Annotated in this window: 14 protein-coding genes; 7 read left to right on the top strand and 7 right to left on the bottom strand. The window is 64.7% G+C overall.

Annotation, left to right across the window (positions count from 1 at the left end):
- The first annotated feature begins 7 nt into the window (after window positions 1-7).
- Both PMI42_RS19470 and PMI42_RS19465 read left to right on the top strand, forming a co-directional pair.
- Window positions 8-727 carry a ribonuclease activity regulator RraA gene (locus PMI42_RS19470; RefSeq protein ID WP_008137223.1) on the top strand — a complete coding sequence of 240 codons (720 nt, stop codon included), beginning with the start codon at window positions 8-10 and terminating at the stop codon, window positions 725-727.
- A gap of 74 nt (window positions 728-801) precedes the next feature.
- Window positions 802-1,893 (top strand): SMP-30/gluconolactonase/LRE family protein, encoded by a 1,092-nt coding sequence (locus PMI42_RS19465; RefSeq protein WP_008137222.1) that lies wholly within the window; start codon window positions 802-804, stop codon window positions 1,891-1,893.
- A gap of 207 nt (window positions 1,894-2,100) precedes the next feature.
- On the opposite strand, the gene PMI42_RS19460 is transcribed toward PMI42_RS19465, so the two are convergent.
- Window positions 2,101-4,206, bottom strand: coding sequence for a S9 family peptidase (locus tag PMI42_RS19460; protein ID WP_008137218.1), 2,106 nt, complete (start codon window positions 4,204-4,206; stop codon window positions 2,101-2,103).
- A gap of 313 nt (window positions 4,207-4,519) precedes the next feature.
- Between PMI42_RS19460 and PMI42_RS19450 the strand changes: the two genes are divergently transcribed.
- Together PMI42_RS19450 and PMI42_RS19445 are read left to right on the top strand one after the other, a co-directional pair.
- A complete protein-coding gene (locus PMI42_RS19450; RefSeq protein ID WP_008137216.1) occupies window positions 4,520-5,956 on the top strand; it encodes an MBOAT family O-acyltransferase in 1,437 nt (478 codons plus the stop codon).
- The gene (locus tag PMI42_RS19445) at window positions 5,956-7,062 is read left to right on the top strand and encodes a hypothetical protein (protein ID WP_008137214.1); all 1,107 of its coding nucleotides are present in this window, start codon (window positions 5,956-5,958) and stop codon (window positions 7,060-7,062) included. The genes PMI42_RS19450 and PMI42_RS19445 overlap by 1 nt, the downstream gene beginning before the upstream one ends.
- A 190-nt stretch (window positions 7,063-7,252) precedes the next feature.
- On the opposite strand, the gene PMI42_RS19440 is transcribed toward PMI42_RS19445, so the two are convergent.
- The 3 genes from PMI42_RS19440 to PMI42_RS19430 form a co-directional block, all read right to left on the bottom strand.
- A complete protein-coding gene (locus PMI42_RS19440; RefSeq protein WP_008137212.1) occupies window positions 7,253-8,440 on the bottom strand; it encodes a pyridoxal-phosphate-dependent aminotransferase family protein in 1,188 nt (395 codons plus the stop codon).
- Between the two features lie 105 nt (window positions 8,441-8,545).
- Entirely contained in the window at window positions 8,546-9,271 is a 726-nt protein-coding gene (locus PMI42_RS19435; RefSeq protein ID WP_008137211.1) for a thermonuclease family protein, read from the bottom strand.
- A gap of 229 nt (window positions 9,272-9,500) precedes the next feature.
- Window positions 9,501-11,231, bottom strand: coding sequence for a hypothetical protein (locus tag PMI42_RS19430; RefSeq protein WP_008137209.1), 1,731 nt, complete (start codon window positions 11,229-11,231; stop codon window positions 9,501-9,503).
- A 426-nt stretch (window positions 11,232-11,657) separates the two neighbouring features.
- Here PMI42_RS19430 and PMI42_RS19425 point away from each other — a divergent pair, with 426 nt between their 5' ends.
- Window positions 11,658-12,506, top strand: coding sequence for a caspase family protein (locus PMI42_RS19425; protein ID WP_008137207.1), 849 nt, complete (start codon window positions 11,658-11,660; stop codon window positions 12,504-12,506).
- 120 nt (window positions 12,507-12,626) lie between these two features.
- Here PMI42_RS19425 and PMI42_RS19420 read toward each other — a convergent pair whose 3' ends face one another.
- From PMI42_RS19420 to PMI42_RS39275, 3 genes are all read right to left on the bottom strand, one after another.
- Window positions 12,627-13,514, bottom strand: a complete 888-nt coding sequence (locus PMI42_RS19420; RefSeq protein ID WP_008137206.1) for an efflux RND transporter periplasmic adaptor subunit — start codon at window positions 13,512-13,514, stop codon at window positions 12,627-12,629.
- A gap of 345 nt (window positions 13,515-13,859) precedes the next feature.
- Window positions 13,860-14,972 carry a lactonase family protein gene (locus PMI42_RS19415; protein WP_008137203.1) on the bottom strand — a complete coding sequence of 371 codons (1,113 nt, stop codon included), beginning with the start codon at window positions 14,970-14,972 and terminating at the stop codon, window positions 13,860-13,862.
- Between the two features lie 124 nt (window positions 14,973-15,096).
- Complete coding sequence (locus tag PMI42_RS39275) at window positions 15,097-15,234, bottom strand: hypothetical protein (RefSeq protein ID WP_157195781.1); 138 nt, start codon at window positions 15,232-15,234, stop codon at window positions 15,097-15,099.
- A 138-nt stretch (window positions 15,235-15,372) separates the two neighbouring features.
- Between PMI42_RS39275 and PMI42_RS39270 the strand changes: the two genes are divergently transcribed.
- Both PMI42_RS39270 and PMI42_RS19410 read left to right on the top strand, forming a co-directional pair.
- The gene (locus PMI42_RS39270; protein ID WP_157195780.1) at window positions 15,373-15,549 is read left to right on the top strand and encodes a hypothetical protein; all 177 of its coding nucleotides are present in this window, start codon (window positions 15,373-15,375) and stop codon (window positions 15,547-15,549) included.
- A gap of 384 nt (window positions 15,550-15,933) precedes the next feature.
- Window positions 15,934-16,518 (top strand): DUF1349 domain-containing protein, encoded by a 585-nt coding sequence (locus PMI42_RS19410; RefSeq protein ID WP_008137201.1) that lies wholly within the window; start codon window positions 15,934-15,936, stop codon window positions 16,516-16,518.
- The last annotated feature ends 115 nt before the right edge of the window (window positions 16,519-16,633 follow it).

Here is a 16,633-nt window from a genome sequence, read left to right as displayed (position 1 = left end):
GAACGCGATGTCCAAACTTTCCGAAGCCACCCGCACAAAACTCAAATCCGTCTCCACGGCCACGGTCGCAACCGCCCTGTTCAAGCGCGGTCTGCGCATCCAGATGATCCAGGACGTGCACCCGCTCGGCGCCGACCAGCCGACCATGGTCGGCGAGGCCTTCACGCTGCGCTACATGCCGGCGCGCGAGGATCTCAACACCATCGACGTGTTCAAGGACCGCTCGCATCCGCAGCGCAAGGCGGTCGAGGATTGTCCGCCCGGTTCGGTGCTGGTGATGGACAGCCGCAAGGACGCGCGCGCGGCTTCGGCCGGCGCGATTCTCGTCACGCGATTGATGAAGCGCGGCGTCGCTGGCGTCGTCACCGACGGCGGCTTTCGCGATTCTGCCGAGATCGCAAAACTCGGCATTCCCGCCTACCACCATCGCCCCAGCGCGCCGACCAACCTGACCTTGCATCAGGCCATCGAGATCAACGTGCCGATCGGCTGTGGCGACGCGCCAGTGTTTCCAGGCGACGTCATTCTGGGCGACAGTGACGGCGTCATCGTGATCCCCGCGCATCTCGCCGACGACATCGCCAACGAGACCTTCGAGATGACGGCGTTCGAGGACTTCGTCACCGAGGAAGTCAACAAGGGCCGCGGCATTTTCGGTCTCTATCCCGCCACCGATTCGCAGACGCTCACCGACTTTGCGGAATGGCGGAAGAAGAACGGCCGCTAAACGGAAACTAACTCACGTCAAGAAACGAGCCGGCGCAGCAAGCGCCGGCCTTTTATCAAGCAGGGAGGATTCTCATGAATTTCACGCGACGTAACCTCATGGCCGGGGCTGGCGCAGCAGCGGCGTCCGCGCTTCTCGCTCGCGCCGCCGGTGCCCAATCGTTCCCGTTCACGCCGAACCAGCGCTATCCTGATCCCGCCGTCCAGATCCTCGATCCCGGCTTTGGAAAATACCGGCTCTATTCCTCGACGGTGGAGCAGGTCGCGACCGGCATGCGCTGGGCCGAAGGTCCGGCCTATTTCCCCGAGGGCGGCTATCTCTTGTTCTCCGACATTCCCAACAACCGGATCATGAAGTTCGACGAGAACACCGGGCAGACCAGCGTGTTCCGCGCCAACGCCAATTACGCCAATGGCAATGCGCGCGACCGCCAGGGCCGCCTCGTCAGCTGCGAGCACTCCGTCACCCGCCGCATCACCCGCACCGAGAAGGACGGCAAGATCACGGTGCTCGCCGACAAGTTCGAGGGCAAGCGGCTGAATGCGCCGAACGACATCGTGGTGAAGTCCGACGACAGCATCTGGTTCACCGATCCGCTGTTCGGCATCAATGGCGAATGGGAAGGCAAGAAGGAGAAGGCCGAGCAGGCCACCACCAACGTCTATCGCATCGCCAAGGACGGCAAGATCAGCGCGGTCCTCACCGACCTCGTCAATCCCAACGGGCTCGCCTTCTCGCCGGACGAGAAGAAGCTCTACATCGTCGAATGGAAGGGCACGCCGAACCGCAGCATCTGGAGCTACAATGTCGGCGACGACGGCTCGCTCAGCGGCAAGACCAAGCTGATCGACGCCGCCGACCAGGCCTCGCTCGACGGTTTTCGCGTCGATCGCGACGGCAATCTCTGGTGCGGCTGGGGCTCCAACGGCGCACTGCAGTCCGAGCCGAGCGATGTCGGCGGCCGCAAGGTCTATCAGCTCAAGGGCAAGTCGGAAGATCTCGACGGCGTGATGGTGTTCAACGCCGACGGCAAGCCGCTCGCTTTCATCAAGCTGCCCGAACGCTGCGCCAATCTCTGCTTCGGTGGGCCCAAGAACAACCGGCTTTATATGGCGAGCAGCCACTCGGTGTACGCGCTGTATGTCGAGGCGCACGGCGCGGTGTGAGGTGAGGCGATGGGTTGTGGCCATAACTCGCCCCACAACCTCACTGTCGTCCCGGGGCGCGCAAAGCGCGAGCCCGGGACCCATAACCGCAGGGAGAAGTTTGATGAAGACTCGGAGTAAGCAGCTTGCGCCGCAACTACTCCCTGGGGTTATGGGTCCCCGCCTACGCGGGGACGACAAGATCAATGTGTTGCTACGCTGGAGCTCTTACACCCCGGGCTCCGCCATCCCCGCCGCCCACAGCGCGAATGCGTACACGATCGCGACTTCGTCGAGCCGGTCGAAGCGCCCCGAAGCGCCGCCATGGCCGGCGCCCATGTTGGTGCGCAAGAGCACCGGGCCGCCGCCGCTCATGGTGGCGCGCAGGCGCGCGATCCATTTCGCCGGCTCCCAGTAGGTCACGCGCGGATCGGTCAGCCCGCCCATCGCCAGGATCGCGGGATACTCCTTTGCCGCGACGTTGTCATAGGGCGAATACGACAGGATCGTCCTGAAATCCTTTTCGCTCTCGATCGGGTTGCCCCATTCGGGCCATTCCGGCGGCGTCAGCGGCAGCGTGTCGTCGAGCATGGTGTTGAGCACGTCGACGAACGGCACTTCGGCGACGATGCCGGCGAACAGCTCGCCGGCGCGGTTCGCCACTGCGCCCATCAGCATGCCGCCGGCCGAGCCGCCATGGCCGACGATGCGCTTTGCGCTGGTGTATTTTGCGTCGATCAGCGCGCGGGCGCTGGCGGCAAAGTCGTCGAACGAGTTGGTCTTCTTCTCGCGCTTGCCGTCGAGATACCAGCCCCAGCCCTTGTCGGCGCCGCCGCGGATATGGGCGATGGCATAGACGAAGCCGCGATCGACCAGCGACAGGCGGTTGGCGTTGAACGAGGCCGGCATCGCCATGCCGTAGGAGCCATAGCCGTACAGCAGCAGCGGCGCCGTGCCGTCGAGCTTCAGGCCGCGGCGATACAGGATCGACACCGGCACCTCGGCGCCGTCTAGCGCCTTCGCCATGATGCGCGTGGTGACGTAGTCGGCGGCGTCGTGGCCGGACGGGATTTCCTGGCGCTTGCGCAGGGTGCGCGTCCGCTTGACCATGTCGTAATCATAGACTTCCGACGGCGTCGTCATCGACGAATAAGCCAAGCGCAGATTCGTCGTGTCGAACTCGTAGGAGCCCATCGTATCCAGCGAATAGGCGGCCTCGTCGAAGGCGATGGCGTGCTCCTCCTTCGTCGTGAGATCGCGGATCACGATCGACGGCAGCGCATTGGCGCGCTCCAGCCGCACCAGATGGCCGGCATAGAGATCGAGGTCGATGATGTAGATGCCCGGACGATAGGGGATCAGATCGCGCCAGTTCTTGCGCTCGGGCGCGCCGAGCGGCGCGGTGACGATCTTGAAGTCGATGGCGTCGTCGGCGTTGGTGAGGATGAACAGCTCGTCGCCGCGATCGGCCAGCGAATATTGCACGCCTTCCTCGCGCGCCGCGACCAGGCGCGGCGGTGCCTCGGGGTCGGCGAGATCGATCAGCCGCTGCTCGGAGGTCTCGTGGTCGCCGCCGGCGATCACGCAGAAGCGGCCGCTGGTGCTCTCGTGCAGATGGGTGAACCAGCCGGAATCCTGCTCCTCGTAGACGAGCGTGTCGTCGGCCTGTCTGGTGCCGAGCTTGTGCCGCCACACCTGCATCGGGCGATGGTTGTCGTCGAGCTTCACGTAGAAGAAGGATTTTGCATCCGCAGCCCAGACCACGCCGCCATCGGTCTCCTCGACGACATCGTCAAAATCCTTGCCGGTCGCCCAGTCGCGGACGCGGATCGAAAAATATTCGGAGCCCTTGGTGTCGGCGCTCCACGCCTGCAGCTTGTGATCGTTCGAGTGCCGGCTGCCGCCGAACTTGAAATATTTGTGGTCCTTTGCGAGCGCGTCGCCGTCGAGCACGATATGGCTCTCGCCGCCGTCGCGCGGCATACGGCCGAACAGCTCGTGCTGCCCGCCCTCGCGAAACCTGCGGAAATAGGCGAACGGCCCGTCCGGCGACGGCACGCTGGAATCGTCCTCCTTGATGCGCCCGCGCATCTCGCGAACCAGCGTCTTCTGCAAGCCAGCGGTGTGGCCGAGCAGGCTCTCGGTGTAGACGTTCTCCTCATCCAGATATTTGCGGATATCAGGGCCGAGCACTTTGGGCTCGCGCAACACCTCCTGCCATTTCTCGTCCTTCAGCCAGGCATAGTCGTCGGTCACGGTGATGCCGTGATGCGTAAAGGAATGCGGCCGGCGGGGGGCGACGGGGGGCTGGGAAGGTGTTTTGGCTTGGGTCACTCGGTCCTCATCATCTCGTATTCGCGCTGCGCCTCTTCCTTACCTCGCCCCGCTTGCGGGGAGAGGTCGGATTGCATCGAAGATGCAATCCGGGTGAGGGGGCACAGGTCCATCCGCAGTCTCATCCGTGGAGAGAGCCCCTCACCCCAACCCTCTCCCCGTAAGAACGGGGAGAGGGAGAAGAGGCTACGCGTGTTCCACCTTATATCGTCCTGATTCCGCAAATTGCCAGCGGGACTGCGCCAGTTCGCCGGGTTGTTGATCGCCCCCTTGTATGCTTTAGGCTCCATATCCTCGCCGCCGGTCCAGCCTGATGCTGTTCAATTCCTACCCGTTCATCCTGCTGTTCCTGCCGGTCGTGCTGGCCGGCTATTTCTGGCTGGGGCGGAGCAGCAATCTGACCCCGGTGATCTGGCTGGCGCTGGCCTCGCTCGCCTTCTATGCCATCGGCAATTGGCAGTTCGTGGCCCTGCTGCTGCTCTCGATCGCCTTCAACTACGGCGTCGGCCATCTCCTCATCGTGGCGAAGCTCGGCCCGTCGCAACGAAAGGCGGCGCTCACGCTCGGCGTCGCCGGCGATCTCCTCGTGCTCGGCATCTTCAAATATGCCGGCTTCGTGACCGAGAACATCAACGCGCTGGCCGGCACGCATGTCGCGGTCCACATCCTGCTGCCGGTCGGAATCTCCTTCTACACCTTCACGCAGATCGCGTTCCTCGTGGATGCCTGGCGCGGCCAGGTCGCAGCCTATGCGCTGCCCCATTACGCGCTGTTCGTGACGTATTTCCCGCATCTGATCGCGGGCCCGATCCTTCACCACAAGGACATGATCCCGCAATTCGAGCGGGAGGAGTCAAAACATCCGCACGCGCATCTGATGCTGTGCGGTGTCATCATCTTTGCGATCGGCCTGTTCAAGAAGACCTGCCTTGCCGACGGCATCCAGCCGCTGGTCGCACTCGCCTTCGACGCGCGTGCGCCGAGTTTCGATCAGGCCTGGCTCGGGGCTCTCGCCTACACGTTCCAGCTCTATTTCGACTTCTCCGGCTATTCGGACATGGCAATCGGGATATCGCTGATGTTCGGCATCTTCCTGCCGGTCAATTTCAACTCGCCCTACAAGGCCACCAGCATCGTCGAGTTCTGGCGCCGTTGGCACATGACCTTGTCGCAATTCCTGCGCGACTATCTCTACATTCCGCTCGGCGGCAACCGTCACGGCCGGGTGCTGCGCTACGTCAATCTGCTGATCACGATGCTGCTCGGCGGGCTCTGGCACGGTGCGGCCTGGACCTTTGTCATTTGGGGCGCGCTGCACGGGGCCTATCTCTGCCTGAACCACGCCTTCAACGCGCTGGTGCCGAATGTTCCGACGCCGCTTGCGCGCCCGGTCCGTATCGCAGGTGCGGTGCTGACCTTCCTGGCCGTCGTCGTCGCCTGGGTGTTCTTCCGCGCCGAACGGGTCGATTGGGCCTTGCTGATCCTCCGCGCCATGTCCAGCCCAACGAACATCGTCCTCGGCCGCGTGGAGATCGCTGCGTTGGTGATGGTCGCGGTCTATGCGTCGCTGGTGTGGCTGGCGCCGAACACGCAGGCGATCATGGGCTACGATCACGGCAATCGCCGGGTCGGCGAGAACCTTAAGGCGGGGCGGATGCGGCCGTTATTCCTCTATGGCGCGTCGCTGGTGCTGGCGTTCGGGCTTCTCGGCATCCAGAGCCACAGCGAATTCATCTATTTCCGGTTCTGATGCAGGGCTCGTTCACCAATCTGAAGCGTCTTTTCTTCGCGAGCATCGCCTGCGTGCTGGGTGCGGCGGCGCTCACCTATGTCGTCGATCCCCTGCAGCTGTTCCGCCCCTCGCGACTCGTGGCCGCCTTCTATTCCGACGACACGCGCGTGCAGAATGCAGGGCTGATCCGCAGCCAGTCCTTCGACACGGCCTTCATGGGCACCTCGCTCGCGATCCATTACCGCCAGAGCGACATCGACCGCGCGCTCGGTGTTCACTCGCTCAAGCTCGCCATGACCGGCTCCAATTCACGCCAGCAGGCCTTCGTGCTGGAGCAGGCGATCGACCGCGGCGCAAGGCGCGTGGTCTGGGCGATGGACGATTTCAGCTTTGTCGACGCCGCGGATATCGAGGCGGATCCGTATCTCTCCGTCGATCTCTATCGCAGGACGACCAAGGGCATCGCGTCCTATCTGTTCAGCGCCGCGATGGCGAAGGAATCCCTGTTCGCGCTGCTGCGCTCCGTTCCGCCATTGCGCGCGCCGCTGAGCCGGGCGGCGCCTTATCTCCCCGTCAGGTTCGCGCTGTCCGACGTCGACGACATCTACGCGCTGCCGCGGGACTTCGACGTCGCGAACGGCTACAATGCGAAGCGGGCGCTCGCCGCTTTCGCCTACATCACCGATCCCGTGCGCAGCCGCTTCCTCGGCGAAGGCTACAGCTACGACGCCATGGTCAGGCATTTCGAGCGCGACGTCGTCGGCCTGATCACGCGCCATCCGGACGTGACCTTCGACATCTACTTCCCGCCCTATTCGATCCTGCAATTCGTCGCGATGCGCGATGCGTCACCACCGACGCTGAAGATCGTCACGGATGTTACGGCGGTGGTTGCGACGCGCCTGACGCAGCTTCCCAACGTACGGCTGCACGATTTCCGCGCGATCAAGGCGGTGACGCACGATCTCGATAATTACAGCGACGTCATCCACCATTCGCCCGTGGTGGATGCGATGGTGCTGGGATGGCTGAGAAGCGGAGAGTATCGGGTCGATCCGAAGGCGCCGCTTGCTTCATTGAACGAGCTGAAGGTGCAGGTCGAAGCCTATCGCGTCGAGCGCTGATCTTCCCCCTCTCCCCTTGTGGGAGAGGGTGGCTCGCCGCGCAGCGGCGAGACGGGTGAGGGGTCTCTCTCCACGAGTCTTGCAGTTGTTGGTGCGGAGAGAGACCCCTCATCCGGCGCTTCGCGCCACCTTCTCCCGCAAGGGGAGAAGGAAGAAGGAGCAACGTGTCTGGAGGGACGACGGCGGTGTATTAAGCCGCCACCTCTTCGCCGAGATACGACACCGCTGCCTCGAGCCCGCCCTTGCCGTGCGGGATCTTCAGCGCGTTCAGCGCGATCTCGACCACGCCGAGCGTGCCGAGCAGCATCGGCGCATTGACGTGGCCCATATGGGCGATGCGGAAGGCTCGGCCGGAGAGGTCGCCGATGCCGGTGCCGAGCACGACGCCGCACTTCTCCTTGCAATAGCTTTGCAGAAGCGCGGGATCGTGGCCATTGCTCACGGTCACCGTGGTCACGGTGTTGGAGCGCTCGCTGGCTTCGGCAACGTTGAAGCCGAGCACCTGGCCTTCCGACCATGCGGAGACCGCGCGCCGCGCGGCTTCGCCGAGCAGGCTGTGGCGGCGGAAGGCGTTTTCAAGGCCTTCCTCGTGCAGCATGTCGATCGCCTTGCGCAGCGCGAACAGCAGATGCACCGGCGCGGTGCCGGCATATTTGCGATAGTTCTCGGTGCCCTCGCGCTCGCTCCAGCTCCAATAGGGCGTGCTCAAATTGGCCTTCTTCTGCGCTTCGAGCGCGCGCGCATTGGCGGCGACGAAGCCGAGGCCGGGCGGCGTCATCAGGCCCTTCTGCGAGCCGGACATCGCGACGTCGACGCCCCATTTGTCCATCTCGAACGGCATGCAGCCGAGCGAGGCCACGGTGTCCACCATGTACAAAGCGGGATGACCGCTCGCCTTGATCGCCTTGCCGATCGCCTCGATGTCGTTCTGCACGCCCGAGGCCGTATCGACCTGGACAACGACGACGGCCTTGATCTTGTGCTCGGTGTCGCGGCGCAGGCGCTCCTCGACCTCGTGCGGCCGCACCGCGCGGCGCCAGTCGCCCTTGAGCACCTCGACCTCGGCGCCCATCAGCGCCGCCGCGTTGCCCCAGCCGATCGCGAAGCGTCCGCTCTCCAGCACCAGCACCTTGTCGCCGCGCGACAAGACGTTGCTCAAAGCGGCTTCCCAGGCGCCGTGACCGTTGGCGATGTAGATGTAGGACTTGCCCTTGGTCGCAAACAGCTTCGAGATGTCTGCGAGCAGGGTGTCGGTCAGCTCGTGCATCTCCTTGGAGTAGATGTCGATCGCCGGACGATGCATCGCCCGCAGCACCTCGTCAGGCATCGTGGTGGGCCCGGGGATGGCCAGAAACTCCCGGCCCGCGCGAACGGTCATTGCTATCGGTCCTTATTGCCAGAGAACAGGATGGTGGGTCGCTGAAGCACACTTTTACGTGGCGCTGCGATGCAAGAAAAGCACCGAAAACGCAGGTCTGGGGCTCTACCTCTTCGTTTCACGGCACCCGGCGGCCTCCGCCTCCTCCACCGAGCAGAACCAGCGCGTGCCCTTGCTGATCCGCATCTTGATCTGGGTGTACCAGCGGCTGGTCGGCTGGTGATAGATGCACTCGCCGGCGCTGTTGACATTGCCCTTGATGGTGCAGTCGGGCGACGGCGCGACCGGCCCCGAGGCGGAGGCGAGCAGCACGGAATGCGTCCCGTCCGGCGGCTTGGTGGCGCCCAGGATCGTCGTCTTCTTGTTGCGCACGCGCCAGTCCCAGGGTGCGATGAAGGCGCCCTGCCACATGCCGGCTTTGGCCTCACGCGCGGCAGCCTCGTCGGGCTCGTAATCGTGGGAGACGCGGGTGTAGGCCAGCGCCCAGCCGCTGCGCACCAGCCATTTCTGGATGTCCTCGCCGCCGACCTCGCAGCGCGCCACGGTGCGGCCGCGCCGGTCGATCGCGCGGGCATGGCAGACCCAGTTCTTGCCTTCGGTGTATTTGGCGAGCTCGTCGCGCGCCGCGATACCGCAGGTCCAGCGCTCGCCCTTGGTGTTGAGGCAGAGCTGGTCGGAGGACGGCGCATCGATGCCGCCGAGCCGGATCCGCGTGTTGCCGATCACGACGGAATCGCCGTCGCGGACCTTCGCCGTGCCGGTGATATCGGCGGCCTCGGCCATCGACGGGAGAGCGAGCAATGACAGCGCAATCAGGAATTTTCGCAACATGCCGATCCGCGTGTTCAGGACAATCTCGATAAGCCGCGCAATTGTGGTCGGCTTTTGTCCGCCCGGCCAGCTTATGCCTAACGATTGAGCTTTCAACTTCCCGTCATTGCGCGAGGTCTCTCGTGTCCCGGACACGGTGCGGCGTGCAACGCCGCCGCAGAGCCGGGACCCATCAGAAAATCACGGACGCAAGAGGCGCTGCGCTGCGTCCGGGGCACGAGAGCCGGGCTCACCCCCGCCCCGCCATTGCCCGCTTCGCCACCGCCAGCCCCATCAGCACGAAGGCCGACGTCACCTCCGGGCCGCCGACCAGAATTCGCGTCGGCGTCTTCATCTTGTTCCACTCATAGGCGCGGAACGGGCCGCGGCGGCCGCCTTCGCCGAGGCTGGCGACGATCACGTTCAGCGCCGGTGCGAAGGCGCGCGGATCGGCGCCGAGATGGCCGAGCGCGATCAGCGCCAGCGCGGCGTCGAACACGTTCATCTCCGCGGTCATCAGCTCGCCCTTCACATAGGAGAGCACGCGGTGGCGGATGAAATCGAAATCGCCGGCGGGATCGATCGCGGCCTGCGCCGCCAGCGGCAGTGCCAGGAAAGCGGCATAGCAGCGGCCGAAATAGGCGCTGTAGAGCTCCGGCAGGTAATAGATGTGCGAGCGCGGATTGGCGAAGGCGCCGCTGGCAGCCAGGCGCTTCTGGAAGCCGATGATCCGGTGCACGGTCGCAAGCCGCGCCGGCGTCTCCAAAATCTTCCAGCGCGCGAGGTTGCGAAAGCTCACCTCGAGAATGTCGAGATTGAGCGTCGGATCGAGATCGTTGCCATAGGGACGCTCGCCCTTGAGGTTGTCGATCCAGGTCGCGACCCCGCCCTCATAGTCGATATTGTCGTTGAGCGGCACGGTGACGCGCGGTTCGTTGACGCCCGCCTGCACCTGATAGCTCGCGTAGAAATCCAGCAGCGGCTGATCGATGATCGGGTCGGTGCAGCCGGCCTGCGTCGCCGCGGAGATCGAGCAGGCCGTGGTGTCGCAATCCGGCACATAGACGCCGAAGCCGAGATCCTGCTTGATCTGGGCGAAGAAGCGCGAGAAGCGCGGATGCGGCGCCGGCGCCAGTGCCGTGATGACGTTGAAGCGCGCGCCGCCGAGGCCCTCGACCTCCTCGCGGCTGATATTAACGCAGAAATCCACCATGTCGGCGATCGCGCGCTCGGCAGCGGCCTTCTCCGCCGGCGAGGCGAGCCCGGTCTCGGCATAGCTCAGCAGCGCCTCGATGAAGAAGGCGTCGTAATAGGCCGAGCGGTGACGGATCTGCACCGGCTCCCACATCGGCTCGGCAATGCCTGTCCAGGGCGGATTGACCACCGCGCGGGCCGGCGAGCGCGCGATGAAGACGCGGGCGAGGTTGAACAGCAGCGAGGAGTTCTTGTAGCCGCGCGCGTTCAGCCCGGTGAGCGCCATGATCAGCTCGCGCCCGCGAAAGTCGGGATCGCCGATCAGGTTGAAGGCGGCATAGGTCGGCAGGAAGCCGTTGCGGCGGTACGAGCCGAGCAGATGCTGCGCGCAGTCGCGGATCACGCCGTCGATCTGCGCCTGCGGCGGCGCGGAGCCGGTGAACATCGCCGGCGGCGGTTTGGGATGGTCGAGCGCGATGCTCTCGACGAGATCGGCAACGGGCTGGCCGACTGCCGCCCAGTGCGGCTCGGCATCGTCGCGGGCGCGCACCAGCGCTTCGCGCAGCCGGGCCAGCTTCGCCTCGTCGCGCAGCTCGGGCACGCCGGCGCGTCGCAGCAATATCCGGAGTGCGGGATTGCCGAGCGCGGTCTTGTAGAATTTGGCCAGATGCGGATCGCCCCCGGCTGGGCCCGCCAGCACGGGATCGCAGACATCGTAAAGCGAGGGGCCGTCTTTCCGTGCCGTCAGTGCCCGGCAGGCGGCGCCGGCGAAATAATGAAAGCTCATGAAATACCTGGTCGCGGGGGCCCTGGTCGGGGGCCGGCCGGCACGCTCCCAGCTGCGCACCCACCCCCTGCAAGTCTTTGAAAAAGCTACCCGGATTCGCAGGAAATACAAATGTGATAGCGGTCACGGAAAAAGCCGGCATGGAGGCTGCATGATCGAGCCCCGGAAGGTTACGGGGGTATAAAAAATGCATGCATCAGGGTCGGGGAATTAACTAACAGATTCAGCTGCTTAGCTCAAATTTAGGGCAATCTATTGCCGGGGAGGCGATATCCGGTTAAGGGTTTGTTTGGTGCGGCGCCGCAAATTGCGCGCAGTTCGGGGGCACATCCCCGGCCAATCCCTCAAACCTGAAGACGCTATCGCGCTACTCAAACTGTGTGTGCGCGCTTGGCTGGTCTTTGGCACTGACAGGAATGAAGCGAGATGAATGTAACGCAGCTCGACATTTCCCGACGCACGATCGCGGTGGCCGCAGCCCTCATCGGCACGGTCTCGCTCGTGATCGGTGCCCATGCTGCCCTCAACATGCGCGCGCTCGATGCCGCCAAGGCCGTCTCGACCGACCAGATCACCGGCTCGATCGGCCAGACCTCGCGGCTCGCCCTCGTCATCGGAAATGGACATTACCCCGACGCCAGCGCGCCGCTGACGCAGTCGATCAACGACGCCCGCGCGCTGTCCTCGACCCTGCGCAAGAGCGGCTTTGACGTCGACATGGTGGAAGACGCGACCCGGGACGACATGGTCCGCGCCGTCAACCGCCTCAAGTCCCGGATCAAGCGCGACACGGTCGTCATGCTGTTCTTCGGCGGCTACGGCGTGCAGGCCGGCCGCGAGAGCTACATGCTGCCGGTCGACGCCGCGATCTGGAAGGAAAGCGACGTTCGCCGCCAGGGCGTCTCCATCGAGGGCGTGCTCGGCATGATGAAGGAGCAGGGCGCCAAGGCCAAGCTCGTCGTCGTCGATGCGTCCCGCCGCAACCCCTATGAGCGCCGCTTCCGGTCCTACAGCCACGGCCTCGCGCCGATCAGCGCGCCCGACAATGCGCTGATCCTCTCCTCGGCCTCGCCCGGCAAGGTCGTCGACGACGGCAAGGGCGAGCACAGCGTGCTGGTCAGCGAGCTGCTCGGCAACCTCAATGCGCAGGGCAGCGCCGAAAGCGTCTTTAACAAGACCCGCGTCGCCATCTCCCGCGCCTCCGAAGGCGACCAGGTCCCGACCGTGTCGTCCTCGCTGCTCGAAGACGTGAACTTCGACCAGGCCGGCGGGTAGTTTTTGCGGTCGTGTAGGGTGGGCAAAGGCGCAAAGCGCCGTGCCCACGATCTTTCCAATGGTCTGATTCGATAGAGGACGTGGGCACGCTTCGCTTTGCCCACCCTACGAGATCGTCTGCTACTTCGCCGCTTCCGCGGCCATCACCGGGCGCACCGGATCGCCTTCGCGGAGCAGCGCGCCGGCGCGGGCGACGACGACGTCGCCTTCGTTGAGGCCGTCGCGCACCTCGATATTGCCGCCCGACATCAATCCGATCTCGACGCGCTTGGTCTCGACGCGGTTGCGGCGGATCACCTGCACCACGGTGCCGGCGGATGAATATTGCACGGCGGTGAGCGGGACGGCGACGTTGCAGCTCTGGCCAGACTTGATCAGCGCGCGCCCGCTGGCATTGAGCAGCAGCCGCTTCTGCGAGGAGATGCCGATATAGACCATGCCCTGCTGGATGTTCGGCTCGACGGTCGGTCCGATCCGGCGCACCTTGCCGTCGATGTCACCGGCACCGGCGATGCGCACCGTCGCCGGCTGGTTGACCGCGAGCTTGCGCATATCGCTGGTCGCGACGAGTCCGACGAGATCATATTCGCTGCGCGCGACGATCGTGAACAGGGCCTCGCCCTTGGCCGAGGCGAAGTTGCCGATCTGCGCGGTCGAGGTCGCGATCACGCCCGCCACCGGCGCCGTGACCTGAAGCGTGCCACCTTCGGGCAGCGCCAGCCGCGCCAGCACCTGGCCGGCCGTGGTGGTCTCGCCGGCTTCCGCCAGCACCTCCGTGACCTTCAGGCCGGGCCGCTCGGGCCGTACCGAGGTCTCCTCCCGGGCGATGATGCTGCCGGTGGCCTCGACGATGTCGGAGAAGCAGGATTTTGCGACCTTGAGCACCGTGACCGCCGGCCCCTTGGGCGCGTCGTCATCGGCGGCGCGCGCGAGTGGAGCGGACAGCAGCAGCAGCCCGGTGAGCGTGGCGAGACGTCGGGAAAAGGAACGCGCAGGCAATGAACGCATCGGTCATTCCGGTTGGGGCCTTGACGGCCTCATCGATAGCAGAAGCAACCGCAGCGGGCCATGGTCCGGCCGGATGAGAATGACGCAGCAGCGCGGGCGGCGCGATGGCGCCTGTTGGATTAGTCTTCGGGAACGCAAAGAGGTTCGTTGTCTTTCACCGTCCCCGCTTCCATCCTTCGAGGCGCCCGCCTGCGGCGGGCCCTCAGGATGAGGACGGAGTGCGTGGCATCCATTTCCACAAGCAAAGCCGCCGCCAAGCCTCATCCTGAGGAAACCGCAAAGCGGTCGTCTCGAACGACGAGGCGCTAGCTCAGGCCCTGCCAAGAGGACATGGGGTAGCCCGCCTCACGGCAGGTTCAAAAACTCCACCCAGTTCGGCTTCTTGCCGGTGGGGTAGGATTTCAGCTTGGCGAGCGCGCCGCTGCTCTGGTCGATTGCATAGACCGTCATGCCGTCGGAGAGCTCGCCGACCGCGGCGAGGTAGCGCCCTGTGGGATCGATGTTGAAGCCGCGCGGCTGCTTCTCGGTCGGCACGCTGCCGATCGTGGTCAGCTTGCCGCTATCGGCGTCGACCTTGTAGGCGGCGAGCGTGTTGGTGGTGCGCTCGGAGGCATAGAGGAAGCGGCCGTCCGGGGTGATGTGGATGTCGGCGGCCCAGGGCTTTCCCGAAAAGCCTTCCGGCAGGGCGGTGGTGCGCTGGATCTCGGTCCAGACGCCGCTCCTGGCCTCGTAGCTGAACGCCGCGACATCGGCGTTCAACTCGTGGATGAGATAGACGAACTTGCCATTGGGGTGGAACACGAAGTGCCGCGGCCCCGATTTCTCCGGCACCTTGATCGTGGGCGGATCGTTCGGCGTCAGCGCGCCCGCGGTGGCGTCGAACGCAAAGCTCAGCACCTGGTCGGAGCCGAGATTGGTTGCGAACGCGAAACGGTTGTCGGGCGAGGGCAGGAAGGCGTGCGCGTTCAGTCCGGTCGGGATCACCTGCTTCGGCTCGGCCACGACGCCGTTCGCCTGGAGCGGATTCAGCGCGACCTTGTTGCCGCCATAGGAGGCGCTGAACAGCACCTTGCCGCCGCGATCGGTTGCGATGTTCGCCATGCTGTCGGCGAGCGGGCCGTTGCCGATGTGGCTGAGCTGGCCGGTCTTGGGGTCGATCGCAAAGCTCACGGCCTGGAACGGCTGCGAGCGGACGCCGGCAATCAGCACGCGGCGGTCGGGCGTGATCGCCAGCGGCGTCGAGGATCCCGGCTTCTCGACACCGGTGAAAGCAACGGTCTGTACCGGTGTCATCTCGCCGCTCTCGGCCAGCTTGAACACGCTGATGTCGTTGCTGTCGGCGTTGCCGACATAGGCGAAGGTCTCGGCCATGCCGGCACGGACTCCCGAAATGAGGGTGAGGAAGGCGAGGGTGGTGGCGATCGCAGCGCGGGGCGCGATGCGGCTGGTCGGTCTCATGGGCTCCTCCTTGGGCCGTGCGGCCTTGTCGTTTTGCCGCGGAGGATAGCGGCTGGCGTGTTGCCGCACCAAATTCCAATTGAGATCGATCGATGCCGAAATCGTATCGGTTGCGCCGGGATCGCTAGCGTACCGCCGCCGTCAGGTCGCGGGAGGAGCGATGCGGGCCGGCGGAATGGTCGGGCGGCCCGAGCACGGTCCATACGGCGACGGCGAGCAGCGCCGAGGTCAGGATGGTCCAGGCGACTAGCCGTTTCCGCATCAGGTCAAATCCGTCGGTTCATCGCATGCGTCGGTGCACCCGGCGATCGTGCACTGCAACCGGCGGCGATCCTATGAACTCGTTCACAGCCGGCGGATGCGATTGCGAACCAAAGCCGCGCGAGCGCATTGTCCCTGCATGCCCCGTGAAAACGACCTCGAAGGCAAGCCCGACATGGGCGGCAAGCATGGCGGCCAGGCCGGCCAGCCCAAGCCGCCGCCACGCCCGCGTGAAGGCGCGCGGGATGAAGACGTCGTGGCAAAGCGCCACACCGGTCAAACCGAACGCAGCTCTCCGCCGACCAAACGAAAATAGCGCCTCGCCCGCGCCGTCGTCGCATCGGGAACAGCAGCCTCGCCTTGCCGTTACCTTGGTCCTGCGGGCGGACACCGAAACGGAGGCTGGCACGTGTTTTGGATTTGTTGGAACACCGCTTGGTCGCTCATCATCAGCGGCATCATGTTCGCGACCATCGTCACGCATCCCGACTCCGAATTCGTCGAAGTCCACGCGCCAAACCGACGAACGTGAACTTCCGGACTTCCTGAGGCGTTAGCACTCGATCGCCGGCTTCGCTTGACGGCAAAGTTCGCGGTCCGAGGTCCGGTTTGGATTCGCCTCCGTTTCCGGGCCTCGTCCCGCCGGGCGCTACTTTCCCTGCGCTCATAGGATGTCGGCCCCCGCTCAATCAGGTTTGGCATGATTTTTGGCAGACACGACGGCGTGTGGCTGAACGAGCCGGCGCGCTGGACCGCAAAGGGCGATACCCTTCAGCTCGCCACCGACAAAGGCACCGATTTTTGGCGCGAAACCCACTATGGGTTCAATCGCGATAGCGGACATTTCTTGGGCTTTCCGGCCGGTGAGGCATTCACTGCGGAGTTACGCGTGCAGGGCGATTTCAAGGCGCTCTACGATCAGGCCGGCATGATGGTGCGCGTCGATGACCACCATTGGGTTAAGGCTGGAATCGAGTTCTCTGACGGACGTGCGATGCTTGCGAGCGTGCTGACCCACGGGCAATCAGATTGGGCGACCGCTCCCTATGCGCAGGATGCCGGCGATTTTCGCGTGCGCGTCACCGTCGCGAACGGCGTTCTTCGCCTCCAGACCTCAGCCGATGGCAAGCTTTGGCCGCTCATGCGGCTGGCGCCATTCCCAAGGGCCAGCTCCTACCTTGTGGGGCCCATGGCCTGCACACCCGAGCGGGCCGGACTGAATGTCATGTTCTCGACATTTCGCCTGACGCCGCCGCTTGGCAAGGATCTGCACGATCTTGATTGAAGGCCGGCTATCGGCCTTGTCGATAGGAATGATTGTCTTCACATCATCCAATACACCTTCCAGCGAAGCTCAACGGCCGCGGCGTCGCTGCTTGTCCGCCGCGGCCTTTGAAGAA

This window comes from Bradyrhizobium sp. YR681 (assembly GCF_000282615.1).
Taxonomy (GTDB): domain Bacteria; phylum Pseudomonadota; class Alphaproteobacteria; order Rhizobiales; family Xanthobacteraceae; genus Bradyrhizobium.
The sequence above is the reverse complement of the archived record's forward strand: the minus strand, read 5'-3'. Positions and strand labels throughout refer to the sequence as shown.

Excerpts from the sequence above, each read along its gene's own strand:
- PMI42_RS19470 (WP_008137223.1), top strand. The coding sequence starts at position 8 with ATGTCCAAACTTTCCGAAGCCACCCGCACAAAACTCAAATCCGTCTCC.
- PMI42_RS19465 (WP_008137222.1), top strand. The coding sequence starts at position 802 with ATGAATTTCACGCGACGTAACCTCATGGCCGGGGCTGGCGCAGCAGCG.
- PMI42_RS19450 (WP_008137216.1), top strand. The coding sequence starts at position 4,520 with ATGCTGTTCAATTCCTACCCGTTCATCCTGCTGTTCCTGCCGGTCGTG.
- PMI42_RS19445 (WP_008137214.1), top strand. The coding sequence starts at position 5,956 with ATGCAGGGCTCGTTCACCAATCTGAAGCGTCTTTTCTTCGCGAGCATC.
- PMI42_RS19440 (WP_008137212.1), bottom strand. The coding sequence starts at position 8,440 with ATGACCGTTCGCGCGGGCCGGGAGTTTCTGGCCATCCCCGGGCCCACC.
- PMI42_RS19435 (WP_008137211.1), bottom strand. The coding sequence starts at position 9,271 with ATGTTGCGAAAATTCCTGATTGCGCTGTCATTGCTCGCTCTCCCGTCG.
- PMI42_RS19430 (WP_008137209.1), bottom strand. The coding sequence starts at position 11,231 with ATGAGCTTTCATTATTTCGCCGGCGCCGCCTGCCGGGCACTGACGGCA.
- PMI42_RS19425 (WP_008137207.1), top strand. The coding sequence starts at position 11,658 with ATGAATGTAACGCAGCTCGACATTTCCCGACGCACGATCGCGGTGGCC.
- PMI42_RS19420 (WP_008137206.1), bottom strand. The coding sequence starts at position 13,514 with ATGCGTTCATTGCCTGCGCGTTCCTTTTCCCGACGTCTCGCCACGCTC.
- PMI42_RS19415 (WP_008137203.1), bottom strand. The coding sequence starts at position 14,972 with ATGAGACCGACCAGCCGCATCGCGCCCCGCGCTGCGATCGCCACCACC.
- PMI42_RS39275 (WP_157195781.1), bottom strand. The coding sequence starts at position 15,234 with ATGCGGAAACGGCTAGTCGCCTGGACCATCCTGACCTCGGCGCTGCTC.
- PMI42_RS39270 (WP_157195780.1), top strand. The coding sequence starts at position 15,373 with ATGCCCCGTGAAAACGACCTCGAAGGCAAGCCCGACATGGGCGGCAAG.
- PMI42_RS19410 (WP_008137201.1), top strand. The coding sequence starts at position 15,934 with ATGATTTTTGGCAGACACGACGGCGTGTGGCTGAACGAGCCGGCGCGC.